Here is a 21,733-nt window from a genome sequence, read left to right as displayed (position 1 = left end):
AAAACACAAATAACGCAATTTTACGACATTTAATATGACTACTGTTGATTTACGCAGCGATACCGTTACCAAACCCACACCGGGGATGCTGGAGGCCATGTTTAGCGCCAAAGTAGGTGACGACGTTTTCGGTGAGGATGAAACCATAAACGCATTGGAGGAGAAAGCTGCCGCTCTATTCGGTATGGAAGCCGGCATCTTCTGCCCATCAGGCACCATGACTAACCAGATAGCCATTAAGTGCTTTACCCAGCCCTTAGACGAGCTGATTGCCGACCAAACCGCACACGTGTACCGCTACGAGGGTGGAGGCATTGCATTCAACTCGGGTGTATCGACAAGGTTACTAAATGGCTATCGGGGGATACTGACTGCTGACATGATCGAACCCGAGATCAACGCCGAAAACATACACTACCCGCATACCAGCCTGGTGGTATTAGAGAATACGGTAAACAAAGGCGGCGGCGCCTGCTACACTTTAGAACAGATTAATCCCATTGCCAACCTTTGCCAACAGCGCGGGCTCAAGCTCCACCTGGACGGTGCCCGCATCTTCAATGCGCTGACTGCTACCGGCGATAAAGCCGCCGACTACGGCCAATACTTTAACGGTATCTCGGTATGCTTATCTAAGGGCTTGGGTGCACCTGTAGGCTCGGTGCTGTTAGCCGATAAAGAAACCATCAAATACGCACGCCGTATCCGCAAGGTATTGGGTGGTGGCATGAGGCAGGCGGGTTTCCTGGCTGCTGCGGGGATCTACGCGTTAGATCATCATATAGAACGGTTAAAGATAGACCATGCTCACGCCCAGATCCTGGCCGAAGCTTTGGCTAACTCGGCGGCAGTGACTAACGTGTTGCCGGTCGAAACCAACATTATCCTATTCGATACCATTGAGCCTGCCGGGGCGGTGCTAAGCAAACTGGCCGCCCACCGTATCCAGGCTATGTCGACAGATAAGCACCGCATCCGTTTTGTGCTGCATTTGGATGTGCACCCCGAACAAGTGGAACATGTGGTTAACGTTATTGCCACATTGTAGAGACGCAATATTTTGCGCCTCCGCCCAGGCCATCTCAAAAGCCCTGCGCTGTTTCGCGCGTATATGCAACAGAGATAAAAAGTGAAACAAGGTTTTGATGCAATTGATTGACAATAAGCATTTTAAGTAATTTTAGTGAAACAGAATGAAACAATAAAAATGACTTTTAAGTCTGATTTTGTTTCACTGCTGAAACGGAAACACAACGGTCTTAAATAAAAAAGAGACGCAAAATATTGCGTCTCTACAAACATTCGTACGGCAGTCTTCCGTCAACCAATGACTATTTAACCAGCCTGTCGCCCATTTGCCTTTCAACCATCCAGCCCGGATATTCTTTAGGTAAAGCGCTTATTTCGTCGATTTTTTTCAGTTCATCAGCAGATAATTCAAGCTTAATTGATTTTAAATTATCGTTTAACTGATCAATGGTCTTAGCACCAATAATGGTACTGGTAATGCCTTTTTGCAAACGCACCCAGGCTAAAGCCACCTGCGCTACCGACGCATTATGAGCCTTGCCGACATCGCCCAAAACGTCAATAATATCATACGCCTTCTCCTTGTTTATCGGCGGGAAGTCGAATTTATCACGGCGCGAATCGCCTGCGCTTTCGTTGTTACGGGTATATTTTCCTGACAAGAAACCGCCAGCCAACGGGCTCCATGGAAAAATAGCCAGGTTTTGATCTTCGGCCAAAGGCACAATTTCGCGCTCAATATCACGTCCCGACAGGGAATAAAAATATTGCAAACCTACAAACTTGTTCCAGCCATGTTTTTCTGAGATACCCAGGGCCTTCATGACCATCCAGGCAGGCCAGTTGCAAATAGCAACATAACGCACCTTGCCGGTTAGTACAATATCATTCAGCGCGCGTACGGTTTCTTCAATTGGTGTAAACAAGTCGACACCGTGAACATACAATAAATCAATATGATCCAGCTTCAAACGTTTTAAACTGGCATCAACCGATTGGAAAATGTTAAAACGGCTCAGGCCCACATCATTTACATCTTTACTCATGCGCCCACGCACCTTGGTGGCAATTACCAGGTTGTTCCGGTTAAGCCCAAGGTCAATAATGGATTGTCCCAACAGTTCTTCCGATTTGCCGTACGAGTAAACGTTGGCCGTATCAATAAAGTTAATGCCGGCATCAACTACTGTTTTCATCATTTGGTTAGCCTCGTCTTGCTGCACTCGGCCAATATTGCCCCAAATGCCTTCTTCGCTGCCGCCAAAGGTCATGGTGCCAAAACATATTTCAGAAACCAGCACGCCGGTATTGCCTAAAAAATTGTATTTCATAAAAGTAGATTGGTTTGTTGTGAGTTAAACCATAAAATTGAGCATTGTATTTAAATAAAAGCGTCAGGGTAGGGTAAAAAGGCTGGTTAGTCAGTATTATTTCTGTGATGATTGTAGAGACGCAAAATATGGCGTCTTAACGTTCGAAATTTATTACCCGTCGCTTCGAAGACGCAAAATATTGCGTCTCTGCGTTTAGAAAATTATGGCGTTCCCGCTGGTAGAAGCGGGCCAGGCTGTACATTCATACGCCTGCAAGGCCTTAGTCACAGGCCGGTATCCATTTCCATCCTTAACGCGGGGGACTCACCCCGCCAACGCTACGCTGGGCGACCCTCTCTTCGCCTTTGGCGGAAAGAGGGTGGTAAATTTGAAATATTGAACAATGTAGATAGACTTACGAAGTTTTTGAAACTTCGTAAGTCTTCTTCACCCTCTTTACCGCTTGCGGAAGAGAGGGTGATCCAGCGAAGCGCAGATTGGGCGAGTCCTACGCGCCAGGTAAAAGCCCTGCTTAAACTACAAAATTGAACGAGTTTTATTTTAAGTGATTTTTATTATTTGGGCATTTTTTTATTGATCAAACTGTAACGCTTTATAACTTTTTACGTCCTGTTTTCATAAATAAACCGATAACCCGCCCCACGGGCGTTAAAAACCACCATCATGATCAAAAACTACTTAAAAATTGCATGGCGCAATGTTATCAAACATAAAGGTTATGCAGCTATCAACATTATAGGTTTGTCTGTTGGTGTATGCTCATGCATTGTTATATACCTCATAACCAGTTTTGAATTTAGTTATGATAGGTTTCACCCGGATAATAACCGTATTTATCACCTGGTAGCAAGTGAGCGCGACCAGCAGGGGCATCTGGATTATATAGGAGGGATGATGAATCCACTACCGGCTACTATGCGCACCGAATTGACGGGTTTTGAAACTGTAGCTACATTTCACAATTATTACGCCGGCGTTGTTGTGCCAAACGGTAGTAACGAGCCAAAGAGATTTTCTGAAGCAAAACGCGGCGAGCAAACATCGCCCATTATTATTACCGGGCCGCAATATTTTAATATTTTTCAATACCAGTGGCTGCAGGGTAATCCTGGCACTGCGTTAACCGAACCTTTTAGCGTAGTGCTTTCTGAGCATGAGGCGCGGCGCTATTTTGGCAATCAGCCGCTCGAAAATATCATCGGCAAGGTCATTTTTTATAAAGACGTTTACCTGAATGATTCTTTACGCGTAAGTGTAACAGGCATTGTAAAAGATTGGGAGAAAAATACCGATCTTGGTTTTAAAGATTTTATTTCATTGGCTAGTGTAAATCATAGCTTTTTAAAGGACGAGATCAGGCTTGATCATTGGGGTAACTGGAACCCAAACGGACAGGCTTTTGTAAAGCTGGCGAAAGGTGTGACTGCCGCACAGATAGAAAAGCAATTTCCTGCATTTGTTACCAGGCATGTACCGCCGTATCCCGGCCATCAGGACATTTTATCACTCCAGCCTTTGGCCGATCTGCATTTTAACAGTCTTTACCGTGATCTTTATTCGCGTAAGGCTAGTTTGCCGGTTCTGTATGGTTTAATGGCGATAGCTGTGATTATCCTCATTATTGCTGCCATCAATTTTATTAACCTGGCTACCGCCCAATCATTAAACCGTGCCAAAGAGGTAGGTGTACGTAAAGTGCTGGGGAGTAGCCGCGCAAGCCTGTTTGTTCAATTCTTTACAGAAACGTTGATCATAACTTTTGCTGCAGTTGTGGTATCTGCACTGATGGTTTTTCCAATCATTGCATTGTTTGGCCATATTATCCCGGCAGGTGTATCGTTTAGCCTGTTCAAACCTTCGGTGCTGATCTTTTTGTTCCTCATTACCATAATTACCGCATTGCTCGCGGGTTTTTATCCTGCTCATGTATTGGCTTCCTATAGCCCGGTATCGAGTCTTAAAGGTCAGGCCAGTTCCGGCTCGGGGCAAACGGGTTTTCTTAGAAAAAGCCTTATCGTGTTTCAGTTTACGGTATCTATGATTTTTATTGTTTGTACCGTAATTATTGGCAGGCAAATGCATTTTATACTGAACAAAGATCTTGGTTTTAATAAAGATGCCATTATTACTTACCACACCCGTTTTAATAGCCCCGCCAACCAACTGGAGGTATTTATGCAGAAAATTAAGCAGATACCTGGCGTGCAGCAAGTAAGCGTACATACAGAAACGCCGGGCGCAAAAGATCATTCGCATACCCATATCGATCTGGCCGATTTACAGGTGCCCGCTTCGTATGAACTGGGAGACGCTAACTATATATCGCTATTTGGACTTAAACTGGTTGCCGGGCGCAACATTATGCCGTCTGACACCATTGCGGAGTTTTTAATAAACGAAAAAGCGGCCCAGGCGATGGGCTTTAACAACCCCGCGAAAGCTATCGGTAAAATGGTAGCTACTGGTATAAATGATAAAAAGGGGCGTATAGTAGGTGTGCTGAAAGATTTTAATGCTACCTCATTGCACGAGGCCATAATACCCTTCTTTTTTACCTCCGACAGGCAAAGCGAACACGCTGTCAGTATACAGATCAGTGGTACAGGTGCAATTAATAATTTCACCACAGCTATAGAAAAAATAAATAGCGACTGGAAAAACGTTTACAATGGCGAACCGGCAGACTATAGTTTTTTTGACGATACCATTGCGGCACTTTACGCTACTGAACAAAAAACCTCGCAACTGATAAATACAGCCATGACTGTTGCCGTTCTTATTTCATGCCTTGGCCTGCTTGGTTTGGCCGCGTTTACAGCAAAGCAACGTGTTAAAGAGATTGGTATTCGTAAGGTATTAGGCGCCACTGCGGCCAACATAGCGCTATTACTAACCAAAGATTTTTTGCGCCCCGTTATCTTGTCCATTCTGGTAGCCTCGCCCTTGGCATATTACTTTATGTACCGCTGGCTGGAGGGTTTTGCCTACCGGATAAATATCAGCATATGGATGTTTGTCTCTGCGGGCTTTGGCGCAATTGTAATAGCTATTATCACGGTTAGTTTTCAATCTGTTAAGGCGGCTATTGCCAATCCCGCGCAGAGTTTAAAAGAGAAATAAGTGTTTAATTATAACATTAGCTTAGACTTACGAAGTTTTTAAAACTTCGTAAGTCTGTTTCGTGCTGATAAAAATAACCCTCTTTCCGCCAAAGGCGAAGAGAGGGTCGCCTAGCGTAGCGTCGGCGGGGTGAGTCCCTACGCGCCAAGTAAAAGCCTTGCCTCAAAGCAACTTATCACCGGCAATTTCCGTAATTTAGTGCATTGATTAAACCTGTTACAATTGCACAAAAAACTACTCGTCCTGGTATTGGGACTAACGGCTATTGCCCTTAAATCCGCCCATGCGCAAGGCGATGGATTTATTCAGAAAAACAGGCTGGGTTTTGTTACCGGTATAGGTAACCAATACCTTGGCCAATTGGTAGGTGGCGGCAGTAAAGGCTTTAACGTGGCCAATAATTACTACTACCACGTTACTTTTTATGAGCTGGAGTATTATCGCACCCTAAAAAAGAAAAGATCAACAGAATGGGATATTTTGGTGCAGCCGCAATACAATACTAACCGGTATGGCATGTACCCAACTTCGGTATCGGCCGATTTTTTGAGTGGTTATGAATATGGAATAAACCTGGGTTTACTGTACCGGAAGAACTTGACCAGTCTGCCTCTTAACGTGTATGCGTCGTTAAGCACTGGCCCGCATTATGCATCGGGCACGCCGCACAGGCAAATGAGCGGCTTTTTGTTCTCTGACAATCTTTTTGCCGGAGCCAATTTGAAACTCTACAGAAATATTTATGCCGATGTACGATTGGGTTTGAGGCACATGAGTAATGCGGGCACCAGGCTGCCTAACGCGGGTGTAAATACGCTGGCGTTGAAAGAAGGGTTTGTGGTAGGGTTTTGAGAGAAGTCCCGTGTAATCCACAGGTATAATCAATTCATTTCTTTCAAAATTCCATCAATTACAGCTGGGTCTACATTCTGTGCTTTGGCTATTTCTGCAAGTAATTTAGTTTGCGCCTTTGTTGTTTTTGTTCTTGCAGATAGGTTGTTAATTATAAAGAAGGCTAAAAAGAGCAAGATAGTAGGTGCCATTATAGCAAACATTTGCAATGAAGGATTCATGGTTGGTAAGATTTAAGTGAACAGAGTAGCTCTGTATTTATCGGCTAATCTACTCATCTTATTCCAGATAATTTGAGTTAGTTAATGTCGCGCGGAGCACTCACCCCGCCGACGCTGCGCTGGGTAACCCTCTCTTCCGCAAGCGGGAAAGAGGGTTGGCAGTATAAAAATATCGAACATCGAATTTTAAATAACGAATGATGAAGGGAGTTACTTCGATATTCGACATTCAGAATTCATTATTCGATATTGAAAAAAGACCCTCTTTCCGCCGAAGGTGAAGAGAGGGTGGTCGAGCGAAGCAAAGACCGGGTGAGTCCCCCACCAGAAAGGTTGTCGATCCCTCAAACTAATCTTCTGCATATCCGTTGTTACCCCCATGGACAGATTGGTAAAAAAGCTCGAAAAAATTGGCCGCGACCCCGAGGTTACTGCAAAAGCTGTGGGACTACGTTATGTAGCCGACTCAACACCCGGCTACACCCGCAAAAAAGCGGGCAGCGGCTGGACCTATGTTGACGCGAAGGGCAAGACAGTTAAAGACAAAGAACTCATAACCCGGTTTAATAAACTGGTGATACCACCGGCTTATACCAATGTCTGGATTGCACCTTTCGAGAATGCACACCTGCAATTTACAGGCACAGATGCCGCAGGCCGCAAACAATACCGCTACCATGCCGAATGGAACAAAATCCGCAATCAATCCAAATACCATCGGTTGCAAGCTTTCGCCTCGCATTTGCCGGATATCCGTAAACAAGTAGACAAGGACCTGTCGCGGCATGATCTTGACCATGAAAAAGTAGTAGCGTTAGTAGTACGATTAATGGAGCTAACCAGCATTAGGGTTGGAAACGAAGCGTATAAAAAATTATATGGTTCTTTCGGGCTAACTACGCTGCAAGACCGCCATGTAAAAATTGAAGGATCGAAGCTCAATTTTGAGTTTAAAGGCAAGAAAGGGGTGTTCCATAAAATCTCGCTGCAAAGCCGTAAACTGGCCCGCTTGGTAAAACAATGCCGTGATATCCCCGGTAAGGAATTGTTTCAATATTATAACCACGATGGTAGCCGCTGTTCAATAGGCTCTGGCGATATCAATACTTATTTAAAGGACATCACCGGTGAAGATTTTACCGCCAAAGATTTCAGAACCTGGGCGGGCAGCGTGAGTGCTCTGTACGCATTCAAAGAAGCAGGCGAGTTTGATACGATAACCGAGTGTAAAAAGAAGATAGTAAGCGTGCTGGATGAAGTTGCCATTAACCTGGGTAATACCCGCACAGTCTGCAAGAAATATTATGTGCACCCCACCATCATTAAAAGTTATGAAGAGGGACACTTGTTCAATTATATTAAGGAATTGGATGAAGATAAAGACGTTAAAGCCGCCGAATTGAATTTGGCCGAAAAGGCATTATTGGAGATTTTAGATAAAGAGAAATTAGCAGAAGCAAGCTAGATATACATACTTGTCATTGCGAGCGGAGCGCGGCAATCGCAAGAATGCAAAGTTCGCGATTGCCGCGCTCCGCTCGCAATGACATAAGAATTTATTTACTGCGCTTTCTTCGTCGTAATAGACAAATCCCGCTTTGCGGTATCTTTCGATGCTCTGTTAATGTCGATAATTTGAATCTTTTCTAAGATAGAAGGCTGCAGTTTTTTTAAGTCATCTGCTGTTGCGTCTTTGCCGTTAATCATCACTTTACGGATCATCACAGGCGGATGCACCACGGCACCGTCCGGGAATCCATCAGCATGAATCATCAGTCTACTTTTATCGTCATCGGCGCTGGCTCCACGTCGCTTAAAGGTTACGTATGTAGGCATCTTCGCGGCAGAATCAAGATGCCTCGTCGGCCAGTCGCCGGGGAAACCTTCATCATGGTCCTTGTCACTTTTTAGCCTGATAGCAAAGATCCGTTTACCTGGCTGTTTGTCGGGTTGATAATTAGCAACAACTTTAATGGTGTCTATATTTAGGTTAGGCTTTAATGCTTTAAATTCTTCCCCGGTTATGTGCCGTCCATTTATAATATAGGCGGTAGGCCGTCCGGACGACTGGCTAACTTCAAACGTTTGGTTCCTTTTAGCGGTCGAATCGTTTTTAAATTGAATAGTCATTCCCAAAGGTCCTTGCCCGGCGGTATCTGTAACTTGAACAATCAATTTATGAATTAATTTCTTTTTAACTTTTTCTGCAGGCCTGGTGGCAACCAAAGTCACCATGTTATGTACTGACGTACTGATGGTTTTATAGGCAACCTTACTCTTTTTAACAATCTCTGCCTTTGTCACGCCAAAAATGCCCAGACAAATCAAAACGGCTGGTACCAGCAAAGCATAACGCGTAAGGTTTATGTTTGATGAACGCCGGGCATTCATCATCCTGATCCGTTTTTTTAGCGTCGAGAAATTAAAATGATTAGTGATGTTGGGCGAGGTATTGGCGCCCAGACTTACGTTTAACAAGCTATATTGATAGGCTTTGCTATCGATGCCTTTTTGCAAAATCTTACGGTCGGTTATAAACTCTATATTTTCGCTTACGGCTTTTTTCATCAGCCAAATTCCCGGATTGAACCAGTAAAATATAACGCTGATCTCGGCCAGTAAAATATCAAGGGTATGCCATTCATTGACGTGGATCTGTTCGTGCTGCAGGATGCTTTTCAAGTCGCCTGTTTCAATGTTATCCGGGTTAATGAATATGCTTTGCCAAAAAGAGAAGGGACTGATATTGGCTGCCGTTATTCGTACTTTATATTGCTGCACCGTACCAGGTTTTGATGAACGATAGACCTTATAAAGTGATATCAGCTGAATTAATAATCGCGCAGCAAAAATAGCGGCTCCTGCCCAAAATATCATAGCTGCCCAATGCCAGTACACTGCGTGCCCGGCCAGTTTTTCGGCAGGAGCTTTCCAGTTTAGGGCCACCTGCTGTGCAGGTATGGCCAGCCTCTTAAAAGGCTGTAAGAGCTTATTAATATCAATAAAAGGATAAGCCGATGAAAACAAGATACCCAACACCAAATAAAAGCGGTTAAGCGTATAGAAAGTAAGCTTGCGCAGCACCAGGTAATAGCCCAGGCAAAAAATGAGTAGCGCAATATTTATTTTAAGCAAGAAAACAAATAAGGCAGGCATGGCGCTCAGGATTTAGGATTTTCGATGAGGTTGATGATCTCTTTCAGCTCGCTGGCGCTGATCTTTTTGTCTTTAACAAAAAAGGCCACCAAATTTTTATAAGAGTTTTCGAAGTAATCGTTCACAAAGCCATTCATGAAACGCTTTTTATATTCTTCTTCTTTAATGGCCGCTTTATAACGGAAAGAATTACCTATCTTTTTGCTGGTGACAAACTCCTTACGCTCCAGGTTTTTGACGGTTGACGCCAGGGTGGTGTAAGGAGGTTTTGGTTCGGCCATCGCATCTAAAAAATCTTTGATATAACCCTCGCTGCATTGCCATACCGCTTGCATAGCTTCTTCTTCCTGAACTGATAATTTCTCCATGAGTTTACGATGTTTTCGTAAATCTACGAATCATTCGTAATTAAACAAATTTATTTTGACAGATGTAGCCAACAAATGGGTTAATTAACATATTTTAACGCCATGGCTATAACAACTACCGTAATAACCGGCGCAACATCGGGCATTGGCGAGGCTACTGCCTTTGCGCTGGCAGAGAAAAAGCATGCTTTATATCTGCTGGTACGCGATATAAAAAAAGGAGAGGAGCTCAAGCAGCGTATTACCACTACTACAGGTAATCAGGCTATTAATGTTGTTTACTGCGATTTGACTGACCTGGCATCAGTAGCCGCTGCGGCTACTGAGTTAAAGGCCAAACTATTTAATATCCAGGTGCTGATCAATAACGCCGGCGGTATGTTCAGCGATTTTGAGTTGACTAAAGACGGCTTTGAAAAAACGTTTCAATCCAATCATCTAGGGCACTTCTTACTCACCACGCAACTGCTGCCACTTTTGGAAAAGGGGCATGCCCGCATTATCAATGTAAGCTCAGACATGCATAAAATGAGCAAGTCTGATTTTGATAACCTGCAAAAAGAAGAAAAATACTCCAGCGCGAAAGCTTATGCCAATAGCAAGCTGTTTAATATTTATTTCACCAAATCACTGGCAGAACGGTATGGCACTAAAGGGATAACCGCCTTTGCCTTGCATCCGGGCGTGGTTAAGACAAACTTCAATGCTAAGATAACGGGTATCTGGAAATTGATTTTTTCGATTGTTACGCCCTTTATGATCACGCCCGGAAAAGGTGCGCAAACCTCTATCTATTTGGCCACCGCACCTAAGTTAGATTCAAAAAGCGGAACTTATTTTGTTAAGCAAAAACAAGTTAAACCTGCCTCTGTTGCTAATGATGAGACGGCGCGCAATAAGCTATGGGATTTAAGCGAGCAATTCATAGCTAAATTTAAAGCCTGATTGGTAAATATTTGTTGGAACATTCAAAACTATCCCCTACTTTAGTGACTTAAATATGACAAACATGCATTTTAACAAAAAACTACTGATACCCATTGTATTGATCTCAGGTGTAATTTCCCTGGCATCGATGACGCTTGTTAATAAACAACCTATTCAAGAGCGCGTTGACCCACCGGTTACTAATTTGAAAGTATTGCCAAAACACTTAACTTTTAAACAGGTAGATCATATTATGGATAACTGGGCAGCGTCATTAGGGGTTAGATGCGGCTTTTGTCATGAACCAAATGCAAACGGTAAAGGCATGGACTTTGCCAGCGACAAAAAACCAGAGAAACAAATGGCCCGCGAAATGTACCAGATGGCAGCCAAGCTGAATAAAAAATATTTTAAAGGCGAGAAAGACTCTATAGGTGTAGCTAAATTGGGTAGTGTAAACTGTTACACTTGTCACCAGGGTGTTGCACATTTAGAAGCAGCAACCTGGCCTGTACGTAAACACAATATGATGCCTCCTCCGGGAGCGCCAAAACCGCAAGGCACGTCGGACAGCACGAAACACTAAGCATTATAAAAAATTAAAGCCTTACAGCTAATCTGTAAGGCTTTTTTGTTTGATAATTATTTTGTGAATGAATATCCTGTATTGATAAGGGCTTGATCTGCGCGCGATGGCTGACGACTATTAGCCTCGCGGCAAGTATTTGTACCGGGCGATAGCATCATATAACACTTGGTGCAAATAATAAATGCAATAAAAACTGCTACTATAAGCAACTGAAAATCTTCTTTGGTTTTGATTTTTGTATCCAGCCAAAGTAGGAAGCCTGGTTTTTTATACATGTTAGGTGTACATTAGGTTTAGGTATTTAACGAATATAATGCATTAAGGTTTTTGCTGTGAACAGAATATTAAATAAATATTACCAAAATCATAAAACCAGGGGTTGTTAAAATTTATAATGATTAAGTGAGCGTTTAATCAAATCTGTTACATTTGTTAGGGATGCAAAAAATATTGATAGCCAATCGTGGCGAAATAGCTTTACGGGTAATGCGCTCTGCGCGCGAAATGGGCATAAAAACCGTTGCAGTTTATTCGGCTGCTGACAGGGATGCTCTTCATGTGCGTTATGCCGATGAAGCTGTTTTTATTGGTGAAGCGCCATCTAACCAGTCATACCTGGTAGGGCAGAAGATCATTGATGCCTGCAAACTTACCGGCGCCGAAGGCATACATCCCGGCTATGGTTTTTTAAGCGAAAACGCCGCCTTTGCACGCCAGGTGCGTGAAGCCGGTCTGATCCTGATCGGTCCATCGCCCGAGGCTATGGAGGTTATGGGTAATAAGCTTTCGGCCAAAGCAGCGGCCATGAAATACAACATACCGATGGTGCCGGGCACCGAGGAAGCTATTACAGACATCGGCGAAGCAAAAAAACGTGCGGTGGAAGTTGGCTTTCCTATCCTGATCAAAGCTGCAGCAGGCGGCGGGGGTAAGGGCATGCGCATAGTTGATACCGTGGCCGATTTTGAAGAACAAATGCAGCTGGCCGTATCAGAAGCCACATCGGCTTTTGGCGATGGTTCTGTTTTTATTGAGCGATATGTATCGTCGCCCAAACATATTGAGATCCAGGTGCTGGGCGATACGCACGGCAATATTGTGCACCTGTTCGAGCGCGATTGCTCGGTGCAGCGTCGCCACCAAAAGGTGATTGAAGAAGCGCCGTCAAGCGTATTAACACCAGCAATCCGCGAAGCCATGGGTAAGTGCGCCGTTGACGTAGCACGGTCTGTAAATTACACCGGCGCCGGAACAGTTGAATTTATCATGGACGATCAGCTCAATTTTTATTTCCTGGAAATGAACACTCGCTTACAGGTAGAGCACCCGGTAACTGAGCTGATAACCGGCATAGACCTGGTAAAGGAGCAAATTAAAATCGCCCGCGGCGAAGCCATCCAATTTAAACAAGAAGATCTGACCATCATTGGCCACGCGGTTGAGCTGCGTGTTTATGCCGAGGACCCTGCTAATAATTTCCTGCCGGATATTGGTACGCTTCAAACTTACGTAACACCAAAAGGGCCTGGCATACGTGTTGACGATGGCTTTGAACAAGGCATGGAGATCCCGATCTATTACGACCCGATGATAGCCAAACTGATTGCTTACGGCAGCACCCGCGAGGAAGCTATTGAACGCATGATCCGCGCCATCGACGAATACCATATCACCGGCATCACTACTACATTAGGTTTCGGCAAGTTTGTAATGGAGCACGAAGCTTTCAGAACCGGTAATTTTGATACCCACTTTGTAAAGAAATATTTTACGCCCGAAGTACTCCAGCAGGATAACAAAGATGAGGCGATGATTGCTGCGTTAGTGATGCAGCAATTGTTAAACGCTACCAAAACCACCTTAGATAATGCGCCCGACGCATCTTCAAACTGGGTGAAAAACCGAAGCAAATTTCAGAACTGAAATATTCTTTTCGACTCGCAATATATAGATATTGGGCCATCCTCAGATACTTTTATGGACAGACCAAATTTAGATGCAGATAAGGAAGCTTGACTCCTCCCACCTCCCTGATGCGTTGGGTCATTGTGGTCTATTTTAATTATATCCCCACAAGATATAATGTTTCCAGATTTTGAAATAGTCGTTAATCCATCTGACGACAAAATTCCTAATAACAAATGTTTCTTAGAAATATTATTAATGTTCTTATTTACAAAGGTTTCACGTAGCGCTTTGCCTAGTTTGGTGTTGTCAATTTTACCAATAACTTCTGGTAAATTATTCTCATTCCTTGGAATCAAAATTACTGAACCTAATCTCAATTCTGATAAAGCTATAATATAGTTTATCAAAATTTTAGAATTTTGCTGATCTATATCAAACGATTTAAGAATATCTTCAATGATTGAAAAGTCTTGTATTCTCCAATGATTCTCACTCCATTTAAGAGTAGTATTATTAGGCAATATAATCTTGACATCGTTATTAATTCCCACGTAAGATATCCATCTTCTAGATGCTACGCTTTTATCAACCAAACTGTCGATATGTTGATGATTAAGTCTTTCGACTATGTTATATTTTTTAGGATCTTTTAAAGATAATATCCCTTGTACTGCTAGATGATTATCCACTACAAAAAAACTGTTTTTGCCGTCAACATACCTGTAGGATGCAGGACTGTCGAAAAAATCTGGTGTAACTTCAAACTTATCACCAAATTCTTCAAAATCAAAAACTTCCGTATCGAGTCTTTTTAAATAGGTAATTATTTCGTTTGTGTATATAAAGCCCGACGTACATATTCCTTTTTCATATCTCTTGAATGTCAAGTTCTGAAGTAAGAAAATTATATTGGCGATAGTGCTATAACGCTTTGATAGCTTTCTCCTCAAGTACTTTGCGATCAATAGAGTTTCAAATGAAAGTTTAATCGCTAACCTCAATTGCGAATTCACAAAATCTGATTCATCATCGTCATAAAAACTTTGAAGAATTTCTGGTACTTGTTTCAATAAAGTAATTTCATTTGAGGTGAATTTTAGGTCTCGTTGGGCAATAACAAGATAAATGAAATTGTCGCCATCTTTAATTGACTTAAACCAAATTAAAAAATCATTTTTGTGGTTAATGTATCCTGCTTTTTTTTCGATATTCCCCCTATAATTGTACTGTTCTACTAACTCAGATGAAGTAAGTCTTATGCTTTTTGTGCTACTGTAAGGAAAAATATTTTTTAAAGAAATTTCTATGCCTTCAAGCTTTTGATTTTTCATTTTGATGAGTTATAGATCAATTATAATCATTTTAAAATGAAAATTAATTCGTCGATCAAAGCAATTTGAGCAGTATTGATCTTTAGTTTGGCACCATCAATACTAAACCAACCTGCCCGATCAATCTCCGGAAAACTGGCCATTTTACCAGATTTTGGCGGCCACTCCATTTCAAATAAATTACTGGTGATCGTGTCGGCATCAATATCACCTTCAGCCGCCCAGGCATGCACGGTCTTACCGCTTTTTTGTTTGATGGGCGATAGTTTGATAAATTTCTCTGCCTGTAGTTGCCCACCAGTTTCTTCGGCAAATTCGCGTTTGGCTGCATTCAGCGGATCTTCGTCGGTTAAGAATTCGCCTTTGGGTATCGACCAATAACCATCGTCCTTATTCTTAAAAAATGGTCCGCCCGGATGAACCAGGAAAATCTCGATCTGTTTATTTATGTTGCGGTATAGTAAAATTCCCGCGCTTTGGTTAGAGATATGCATACGTGATTAGATAAACCTTATTTAATATATTTAGTTTTGTAATGCAATCTATCAAGCAATATGTTTACAGGAATCATAGAAACACTGGGTAAAATTACCCATTTACACGCCGATCAGGGCAATCTGCACATCACGGTCGAGTCGGCGATATCAAATGAGTTAAAAATCGATCAATCTGTGGCGCATAACGGCGTTTGCCTGACCGTTGTAGCCGTGGAGGATGGTAAGCATACCGTTACAGCTATTGAAGAAACCCTGAATAAAACCAGTCTGGGCCATTTAAAAGAAGGCGAACCAGTTAACCTGGAACGCTGCATGCAAATGAATGCACGCCTGGATGGGCACATTGTACAGGGCCACGTAGATCAAACAGCCACCTGCACCCAATTTAAAGCGCTTGAGGGTAGTTGGGAGTATACTTTTGAATATGAAGCCGCCATTGGCAACGTAACGGTTGAAAAAGGCTCTATTTGCGTTAATGGTATCAGCCTTACTGTGGTTAACTCGCAAGCCAATAGTTTTTCGGTAGCTATCATTCCATACACCTACGAGCACACCAATTTGCATAATGTGCGTGTGGGTACCGTTGTGAATCTTGAATTTGATATTATTGGGAAGTACGTTGCAAGGTTGATGAATAGATAGACTGGTTAGATTAGGAGGCTCCTATGGAGCCGGGACAGTATATGCTTTTACTACAAACAGTATGCTCCTACGGAGCACTTATGGAGAAATTGGACGTTTATCATTTAATCTACAGCTATTGGCTCCATAGGAGCCTCGTGTTTGTAGAAAAATAATCACAAATAATTTGCTCCATAGGAGCACCCTAACTCACATACCGCCCAATCCAGCAATCCGCTGACTGGCATAATCTAAATAAGCCTGTTCGTTTCTACCCGGTTTGGTTGCCACATATTTTTTGAAGTACTTTAGTGCATTATGGTGGTCCTTTAACTTGATATCATACAGCGTCGCCATAAAATAATAAGTAAGCGGACTATCATTATACAACAATGCTTTTTGATAAGCTGCCAAAGCTTTCTTTAACTGGCCAATGGTTTCGTAACTATCGGCCATCTCACTATAATAAATAGCGGTAGACGGCGAGATGCTTAGTTTTACAGCTTTACCAAAATACAGGATCGCGTTTTTCTGGTCTTTTAATTCTTTGTAACAGGCGGCGGTGAAATAGCAAGTTGTTTCATCCTGATTAGTCTCTGGTAAAGCCAAAAATGTTTCTATGCCGCACTCATATTGTTTAAGCTGATAATAAGCTATGCCTAGTTTAGTTACGGTAGATACGGCTGCATCGCCCAATTGCAATAACTGTTCGCCGGTTTTAACGCAGGCTGTCCATTTTTTTTGTGCCGAATTTAAGCGAAGCAAACTTTGTAGTAGGTAAACATTCTCCGGGTCGGCAGCTAATGCCTGGTTAACTACTTTTTCGGCAGGTGGCAATGAATCCAGTTTGACGTAAAGATCACTGAGGTCTGACGCCACATCAAATTCAGTAGGGTCTAGCTTATTGGCTTTTTTAAGGTAGTTTAATTGTGCAGCTATAGCTGCTCTACCGGCGCTTATTGTAGCCAGCTGTTTATAAGCCTGAAAATTGGTACTGTCCTTTAAAATGTATTTTTGGTAGTAAATAGCCGCTTTTGCCGAGTTACCGCGGCGCAGGCTAATCCCCGCGATATTATATAATGCAGACAAGCTAGTGGTATCGGTATCATAAACCCGTTGATAGTAGTTTTCAGCATTGGGCAGCTTGCCAGCCATGGATGCAGTATAGGCCAAATTAGCAAGTTCTTTAGTGTTGGTTACAGGTTCGGCATAAACGGTCTTTAAATAGCTTAAAGCCTCATTAAACTGCTGATTCTGGTAGTATTGTAGTAGCAAGTCGTTATCTGTTTTGCGGGCTTGCTGAGCCTGCGCAAAAAGGCTTATCGACAGAAAAAATAATAGGACAAATAGCGTAGATTTCATGTAACTAATTTATTAGTTTATTAAACTAAAGTATTAGTTATAAATCATAAATCCAAATTCGGAACGGTTTTTGGTTGATGTTATCAAATAAACATAAAAACTTAACCTATGGATACGTTAAAAAAATTTGGATTGATGGAAAAGATCGTTCATGAATTGGAAGATCTTAAAAATAGCCAACAGGCAATTATTACAAAGCTTACCAAAATAGAAGTGGACAATATTGATCTTGGCGATAAGCGTTTGGAAAAGGAGCTGCCAGACATGCATCAGCGTGTATCAGACAACCTGGATACAATTGCAGGGCTGCTGGAAGATTTTGCTTCGCAAACCGACACCTTCAGCAATAAAAACAATATCACTGCCCTGAAAGAGCAGGAAGCTTTAAAAGCTTAACTAAAAAGGCCCCATAATTTATGGGGCCTTTTGTTTTTATCTAAAGTACTGTAAAATAACCTATATAGGTTATTGTTTTGTAGTGGGCTATGGTTAGCTCTAACCTGGCGCTACCATCCAGCTCCAGGTAGTAAACATACTTTTCAATTTTGCTGCTATCCTGCGGCTTAATGGTGATAACTGCATTACCTTTTTTCTTTTCTTTCGCTTCATAAGTATATGCAGTTGCCGAAAATTTAGTAGGATTCTCCTCAGTGCTATTTACAATGTTATTGGTTTCAACTCCTTCTGAACTAGACTTGCCAAAGTAGGGCAGGTAAGACACCACAGAATCTGGGGTCAACAATGCCGAATACACTGCGCTTAAAGTCATACGATTGGCCTTGGTTGGCGCAGAACTCATCAAGCCGCCGCTGCGATTTTCCTCTGCACTCAACTCGGCAGTTGTAGCTTTAAAGCGAAATTTCTTGTCATCGGCCATTTTTTTGATATCAGCGGCCGAAAATGGTTGTTGTTGGGCTTGTGCGATGTTGATACCTGTAACAACGAGTAATAATAGTAGTAAGCGTAAGCGTTTCATGTTTAAGATTTAGTTAACTGACGCAAAATACAATGCCTGGTTTATTTATCAAAAAAAAAGCCCCATAATTTATGGAGCCTTTTTTTCTATTGTGCACTAAAAGTGCCTGCGTATTTTATAACCTTATAATTATCTATTGTGCCCTCTAACTTAGCTGTGCCGTTAGTACTCAAAACAAAAACATAACTGGTAAGTTTTCCGGTTTTGGGCGTGATTTTTACAGTTACGTCGCCATTTTTCTTTTGTTTTGTCGAATAATCATAGCCGGCACTGGTAGATTTTGTCGGTGCGTCAAGCGTTACCTGTGAGCTGGTTGCCTGGTCGGTTACTGTTTCCGTCTTGTCATAATAAGGCAAATATGACGTTACAGAATCCGGCTTTACAGATACTGTAAAACCGTCTGCCAATACTTTATGAAGGTCTTCTGTCTTGTCAGAAGTAACAGCACTGGTGGTGCCACTAATATCCGGTGGTAAATTAGCCTCTTTAGCAATAAATTTAAATTTCTTGTCGTCGGCTATTTTTTTGACATCTGCGGCAGAAAGGGTTTGCGCATAAGTAACATTGATGCCGGCTATTACGAATAATAGTAATAATAAATGTTTCATGGTTTTAGATCTAAAGGGGTTTATAATTACAATTCTATAAAATTACAAATCAAGTTGACTATCTGTTTGTAAATTTATTGTTATTTTTATTAGAAACGAGTAATCACAAGATAGTTATGACCTTACCCGAAATAATGACCGATCTGCAACAACATGGCAGCGAAAGTATTAAAAAGATATTATTAAAGCATGGTGTTAAAGAGCCGTTCTTTGGTGTAAAGGTTGAGCATTTAAAAACTATCCAGAAAAAAGTAAAAACCAATTACCAACTCGCTAAGGACCTGTATGCCACCGGTAATGCCGACGCCATGTATTTAGCAGGCTTAATTGCTGATGATAAGCAAATGAGCCAAACCGACCTGCAAACGTGGGTGCAAGGAGCTACGTCAAATAATATTGCCGATTACACCGTGCCCTGGGTAGCTGCCGAAGGTAATTATGGGTATGAGTTAGCTTTGGGCTGGATAGACAGCGACGAAGAGTACATCGCATCGGCGGGATGGTTTACGTTAACTAACCTGGTAACGCTGAAGCCTGATAGCGAATTGGACGTTGAAGGACTTAGAAGTTTATTAAACAGGGTAGAAGCTACCATTCACACCTCGCCCAATCGCATACGTTCGGGGATGAATTTATTTGTGATATGTGTTGGCAGCTATGTAAACCCATTAAGCGACGAAGCTATTGCGATTGCAAAAAGAATAGGCCCCGTTACGATTATTAAAGAGGGTACAGCTTGCAAAGTACCTTTTGCGCCTGATTACATTGAGAAAACTAAAGCCAGGGGGAGTTTAAGTAAAAAGAAAAAAACGGTAAAGTGTTAACGCCTTACCGTTTCCAGATATCTTTTTAAGCAGCTATTAATCTACTTTATCATTAATGCTTTTGCCCTTCATGGCTGTGTTAATAGCCTGATCCATTAAACGCTCGGCAAAGGGGCGGGTAAACTCGTTTACTTCGTCAATTTGTTTCAGTATCGCATCTTTATCGCCGTTGGCTAATATATCTTTCAAATCAGCAATGTACTGTTGGGTTGCGGTAACTTCATCAGCCGATAAGTAACTTCCATTCTTAGCCAAAAAACGCTCGATAGTGTATACCATTTGCTCGCCTTCGGTACGTGCCTCTATCAGCATGCGCGCATTTACATCGTCTTTAGCGTGAGTAATGCTGTCCATCAGCATTTGCTCAACCTGGTCGTCGGTGATGCCATAGGTTGGTTTTACATCAACCTCTTGTTTAACACCCGAGCGTAACTCAATAGCCTGTATCTTTAATATACCGTCGGCATTCAGCAAAAAGTTAATATCTACTTTAGGGAAGCCGGCCGGCATAGCGGGGATTCCCTTTAGTTCAAATTCGGCCAGTTTACGGTTTTCTTTGATCAGGTCGCGCTCGCCCTGGTAAACGGCAATCTTCATGTTTACCTGGCCATCTTTCGAGGTAGTATATTGTCTGCCAGCCTTGGTAGGCACTTTACTATTACGTGGGATGATGACATCCATTAAACCACCCATAGTTTCAATACCTAAAGAAAGCGGGGTAACATCCAGCAACAAAATATCTTTACGGTTGCCGGCTAAAATATCAGCCTGGATAGCAGCGCCTAAAGCCACCACCTCGTCCGGATTCACATCATCGTGCACGGGACGTTTAAAGAAACCGGCCACCATTTTTTTAACCAACGCGGTACGGGTTGAGCCGCCTACCATTACAACCTCATCAATCTGATCGATGGTTAGTTTGGCATCGCGTAGCGCATTTTCGCAGGCGGTTATGGTTTGCTGTACCTTAGGTAATATTAGTTGCTCAAAGGTATCGCGGTCAAGCGTACACCAAATATCACCCAGTTGCTCATTGAATAAGCTTTGGTGACTGAGTGCTTTCTTAGCTTCTTCAGCTTTTAAACGCAACGCCTGGGCCAATTCGTGATTAGCGATCAGTTGGGCCTTGTCCAGTTTGTTTTTCTCTATCCAGTAATCCACAATAGCGCGGTCAAAATCATCGCCGCCTAAAAAGGTATCGCCATTGGTTGACAGTACTTCAAAAATGCCGTTTTGGATTTGCAGGATGGATACATCGAACGTACCGCCCCCCAAATCATATACTGCAATAGTCTTAGTTTCTTCCGGATTTAAGCCGATGCCGTAAGCCAGACTGGCAGCGGTAGGCTCGTTTACTATGCGTAAAACATCCAATCCGGCCAGTTTACCTGCATCGCGGGTAGCCTGTCGCTGCGAGTCGTTAAAATAGGCAGGCACTGTAATTACCGCACGGTTAACCGGGGTTTTCAAAGCATGCTCGGCGCGGGCTTTTAATTCTTTCAAGATCAAACCCGATAATTCAATAGGCGTATAAAATTTATCGCCCACATTGATCTTCACCAGGCTTTCGCTATCATCATCAATAACTTTATAGCTAAAAAAGTCTTTGTAGTTTTCAATATCTTTATAGCTACGGCCCAATAATCTTTTAACAGAGAATATGGTGTTTTGCGGATCTGTTATCAAAAAATCTTTAGCTTCATTACCTACGGTAACATCGCCGGTAGGCCCAAAATGTACTATTGATGGTACCAGTACACCCTTGCCTGCATCATTAATTACTTGCGCATCTTTATCCGGATTTATAAAGGCCACCAACGAGTTGGTAGTACCCAGGTCAATACCTACAATGATCTCTTCTTTTTGCAAAGAGCCGGTTGCCAGATTGATAGAAATTTTAGCCATTACTTATTATAATAAATAAAGGGCAAATGTAGTTAGTTTTGATGCACAGTATGTCATGTTATTGTGAATTGAATATTTGTTTATTACTTTGCTCAACATTCGCGT

21 protein-coding genes are annotated in these 21,733 nt (G+C 42.4%); 10 read left to right on the top strand and 11 right to left on the bottom strand.

Annotated elements, in window-relative coordinates; all coding sequences use genetic code 11:
• The first annotated feature begins 34 nt into the window (after positions 1-34).
• Complete coding sequence (locus HB679_RS06385) at positions 35-1,048, top strand: GntG family PLP-dependent aldolase (protein ID WP_214071098.1); 1,014 nt, start codon at positions 35-37, stop codon at positions 1,046-1,048.
• Between the two features lie 283 nt (positions 1,049-1,331).
• On the opposite strand, the gene HB679_RS06380 is transcribed toward HB679_RS06385, so the two are convergent.
• Positions 1,332-2,360, bottom strand: a complete 1,029-nt coding sequence (locus HB679_RS06380) for an aldo/keto reductase (RefSeq protein ID WP_214071097.1) — start codon at positions 2,358-2,360, stop codon at positions 1,332-1,334.
• A 666-nt stretch (positions 2,361-3,026) separates the two neighbouring features.
• On the opposite strand from HB679_RS06380, the gene HB679_RS06375 reads away from it, so the two are divergent.
• Both HB679_RS06375 and HB679_RS06370 read left to right on the top strand, forming a co-directional pair.
• Positions 3,027-5,483 (top strand): ABC transporter permease, encoded by a 2,457-nt coding sequence (locus HB679_RS06375; RefSeq protein ID WP_214071096.1) that lies wholly within the window; start codon positions 3,027-3,029, stop codon positions 5,481-5,483.
• 222 nt (positions 5,484-5,705) lie between these two features.
• Positions 5,706-6,335, top strand: a complete 630-nt coding sequence (locus HB679_RS06370) for an acyloxyacyl hydrolase (RefSeq protein WP_214071095.1) — start codon at positions 5,706-5,708, stop codon at positions 6,333-6,335.
• Between the two features lie 29 nt (positions 6,336-6,364).
• On the opposite strand, the gene HB679_RS06365 is transcribed toward HB679_RS06370, so the two are convergent.
• Positions 6,365-6,556, bottom strand: a complete 192-nt coding sequence (locus HB679_RS06365; protein WP_214071094.1) for a hypothetical protein — start codon at positions 6,554-6,556, stop codon at positions 6,365-6,367.
• A gap of 379 nt (positions 6,557-6,935) precedes the next feature.
• On the opposite strand from HB679_RS06365, the gene HB679_RS06360 reads away from it, so the two are divergent.
• On the top strand, positions 6,936-8,021 hold the full coding sequence (locus HB679_RS06360; RefSeq protein WP_214071093.1) for a DNA topoisomerase IB: 1,086 nt from the start codon (positions 6,936-6,938) through the stop codon (positions 8,019-8,021).
• 95 nt (positions 8,022-8,116) lie between these two features.
• Here HB679_RS06360 and HB679_RS06355 read toward each other — a convergent pair whose 3' ends face one another.
• Both HB679_RS06355 and HB679_RS06350 read right to left on the bottom strand, forming a co-directional pair.
• Complete coding sequence (locus HB679_RS06355; protein WP_214071092.1) at positions 8,117-9,712, bottom strand: M56 family metallopeptidase; 1,596 nt, start codon at positions 9,710-9,712, stop codon at positions 8,117-8,119.
• A 5-nt stretch (positions 9,713-9,717) separates the two neighbouring features.
• Positions 9,718-10,080: a BlaI/MecI/CopY family transcriptional regulator gene (locus HB679_RS06350; protein WP_214071091.1), complete on the bottom strand. Its 363-nt coding sequence runs from the start codon at positions 10,078-10,080 to the stop codon at positions 9,718-9,720.
• 102 nt (positions 10,081-10,182) lie between these two features.
• Here HB679_RS06350 and HB679_RS06345 point away from each other — a divergent pair, with 102 nt between their 5' ends.
• Positions 10,183-11,025, top strand: coding sequence for an SDR family oxidoreductase (locus tag HB679_RS06345; RefSeq protein WP_214071090.1), 843 nt, complete (start codon positions 10,183-10,185; stop codon positions 11,023-11,025).
• A gap of 64 nt (positions 11,026-11,089) precedes the next feature.
• Entirely contained in the window at positions 11,090-11,593 is a 504-nt protein-coding gene (locus HB679_RS06340) for a c-type cytochrome (protein WP_214071089.1), read from the top strand.
• A gap of 56 nt (positions 11,594-11,649) precedes the next feature.
• Here HB679_RS06340 and HB679_RS06335 read toward each other — a convergent pair whose 3' ends face one another.
• Positions 11,650-11,871: a hypothetical protein gene (locus HB679_RS06335; RefSeq protein WP_214071088.1), complete on the bottom strand. Its 222-nt coding sequence runs from the start codon at positions 11,869-11,871 to the stop codon at positions 11,650-11,652.
• A gap of 163 nt (positions 11,872-12,034) precedes the next feature.
• On the opposite strand from HB679_RS06335, the gene accC reads away from it, so the two are divergent.
• Positions 12,035-13,519 (top strand): acetyl-CoA carboxylase biotin carboxylase subunit, encoded by a 1,485-nt coding sequence (gene accC, locus HB679_RS06330; RefSeq protein ID WP_214071087.1) that lies wholly within the window; start codon positions 12,035-12,037, stop codon positions 13,517-13,519.
• Here accC and HB679_RS06325 read toward each other — a convergent pair.
• Positions 13,510-14,835, bottom strand: coding sequence for a hypothetical protein (locus HB679_RS06325; protein WP_214071086.1), 1,326 nt, complete (start codon positions 14,833-14,835; stop codon positions 13,510-13,512). The two genes, accC and HB679_RS06325, sit on opposite strands and share 10 nt — an antisense overlap.
• A gap of 26 nt (positions 14,836-14,861) precedes the next feature.
• Complete coding sequence (locus HB679_RS06320) at positions 14,862-15,329, bottom strand: NUDIX domain-containing protein (RefSeq protein ID WP_214071085.1); 468 nt, start codon at positions 15,327-15,329, stop codon at positions 14,862-14,864.
• 60 nt (positions 15,330-15,389) lie between these two features.
• Between HB679_RS06320 and HB679_RS06315 the strand changes: the two genes are divergently transcribed.
• Positions 15,390-15,974, top strand: coding sequence for a riboflavin synthase (locus tag HB679_RS06315; protein ID WP_214071084.1), 585 nt, complete (start codon positions 15,390-15,392; stop codon positions 15,972-15,974).
• A gap of 189 nt (positions 15,975-16,163) precedes the next feature.
• Here the strand turns inward: HB679_RS06315 and HB679_RS06310 are convergent, their stop codons facing one another.
• Positions 16,164-17,315: a tetratricopeptide repeat protein gene (locus HB679_RS06310; protein ID WP_214071083.1), complete on the bottom strand. Its 1,152-nt coding sequence runs from the start codon at positions 17,313-17,315 to the stop codon at positions 16,164-16,166.
• Between the two features lie 108 nt (positions 17,316-17,423).
• On the opposite strand from HB679_RS06310, the gene HB679_RS06305 reads away from it, so the two are divergent.
• Complete coding sequence (locus tag HB679_RS06305) at positions 17,424-17,711, top strand: hypothetical protein (protein WP_214071082.1); 288 nt, start codon at positions 17,424-17,426, stop codon at positions 17,709-17,711.
• A 40-nt stretch (positions 17,712-17,751) separates the two neighbouring features.
• Here HB679_RS06305 and HB679_RS06300 read toward each other — a convergent pair whose 3' ends face one another.
• Together HB679_RS06300 and HB679_RS06295 are read right to left on the bottom strand one after the other, a co-directional pair.
• Positions 17,752-18,291, bottom strand: a complete 540-nt coding sequence (locus HB679_RS06300; RefSeq protein ID WP_214071081.1) for a DUF4251 domain-containing protein — start codon at positions 18,289-18,291, stop codon at positions 17,752-17,754.
• Between the two features lie 86 nt (positions 18,292-18,377).
• On the bottom strand, positions 18,378-18,899 hold the full coding sequence (locus HB679_RS06295) for a DUF4251 domain-containing protein (protein ID WP_214071080.1): 522 nt from the start codon (positions 18,897-18,899) through the stop codon (positions 18,378-18,380).
• Between the two features lie 116 nt (positions 18,900-19,015).
• On the opposite strand from HB679_RS06295, the gene HB679_RS06290 reads away from it, so the two are divergent.
• Positions 19,016-19,723: a DNA alkylation repair protein gene (locus HB679_RS06290; protein WP_214071079.1), complete on the top strand. Its 708-nt coding sequence runs from the start codon at positions 19,016-19,018 to the stop codon at positions 19,721-19,723.
• A gap of 36 nt (positions 19,724-19,759) precedes the next feature.
• Here the strand turns inward: HB679_RS06290 and hscA are convergent, their stop codons facing one another.
• The gene (hscA, locus tag HB679_RS06285; protein ID WP_214071078.1) at positions 19,760-21,628 is read right to left on the bottom strand and encodes a Fe-S protein assembly chaperone HscA; all 1,869 of its coding nucleotides are present in this window, start codon (positions 21,626-21,628) and stop codon (positions 19,760-19,762) included.
• Positions 21,629-21,733 lie beyond the last annotated feature (105 nt).

The organism is Mucilaginibacter sp. dw_454 (genome assembly GCF_018449775.1).
Classification (GTDB): domain Bacteria; phylum Bacteroidota; class Bacteroidia; order Sphingobacteriales; family Sphingobacteriaceae; genus Mucilaginibacter.
This window is presented reverse-complemented; position numbering and strand designations above follow the sequence as displayed.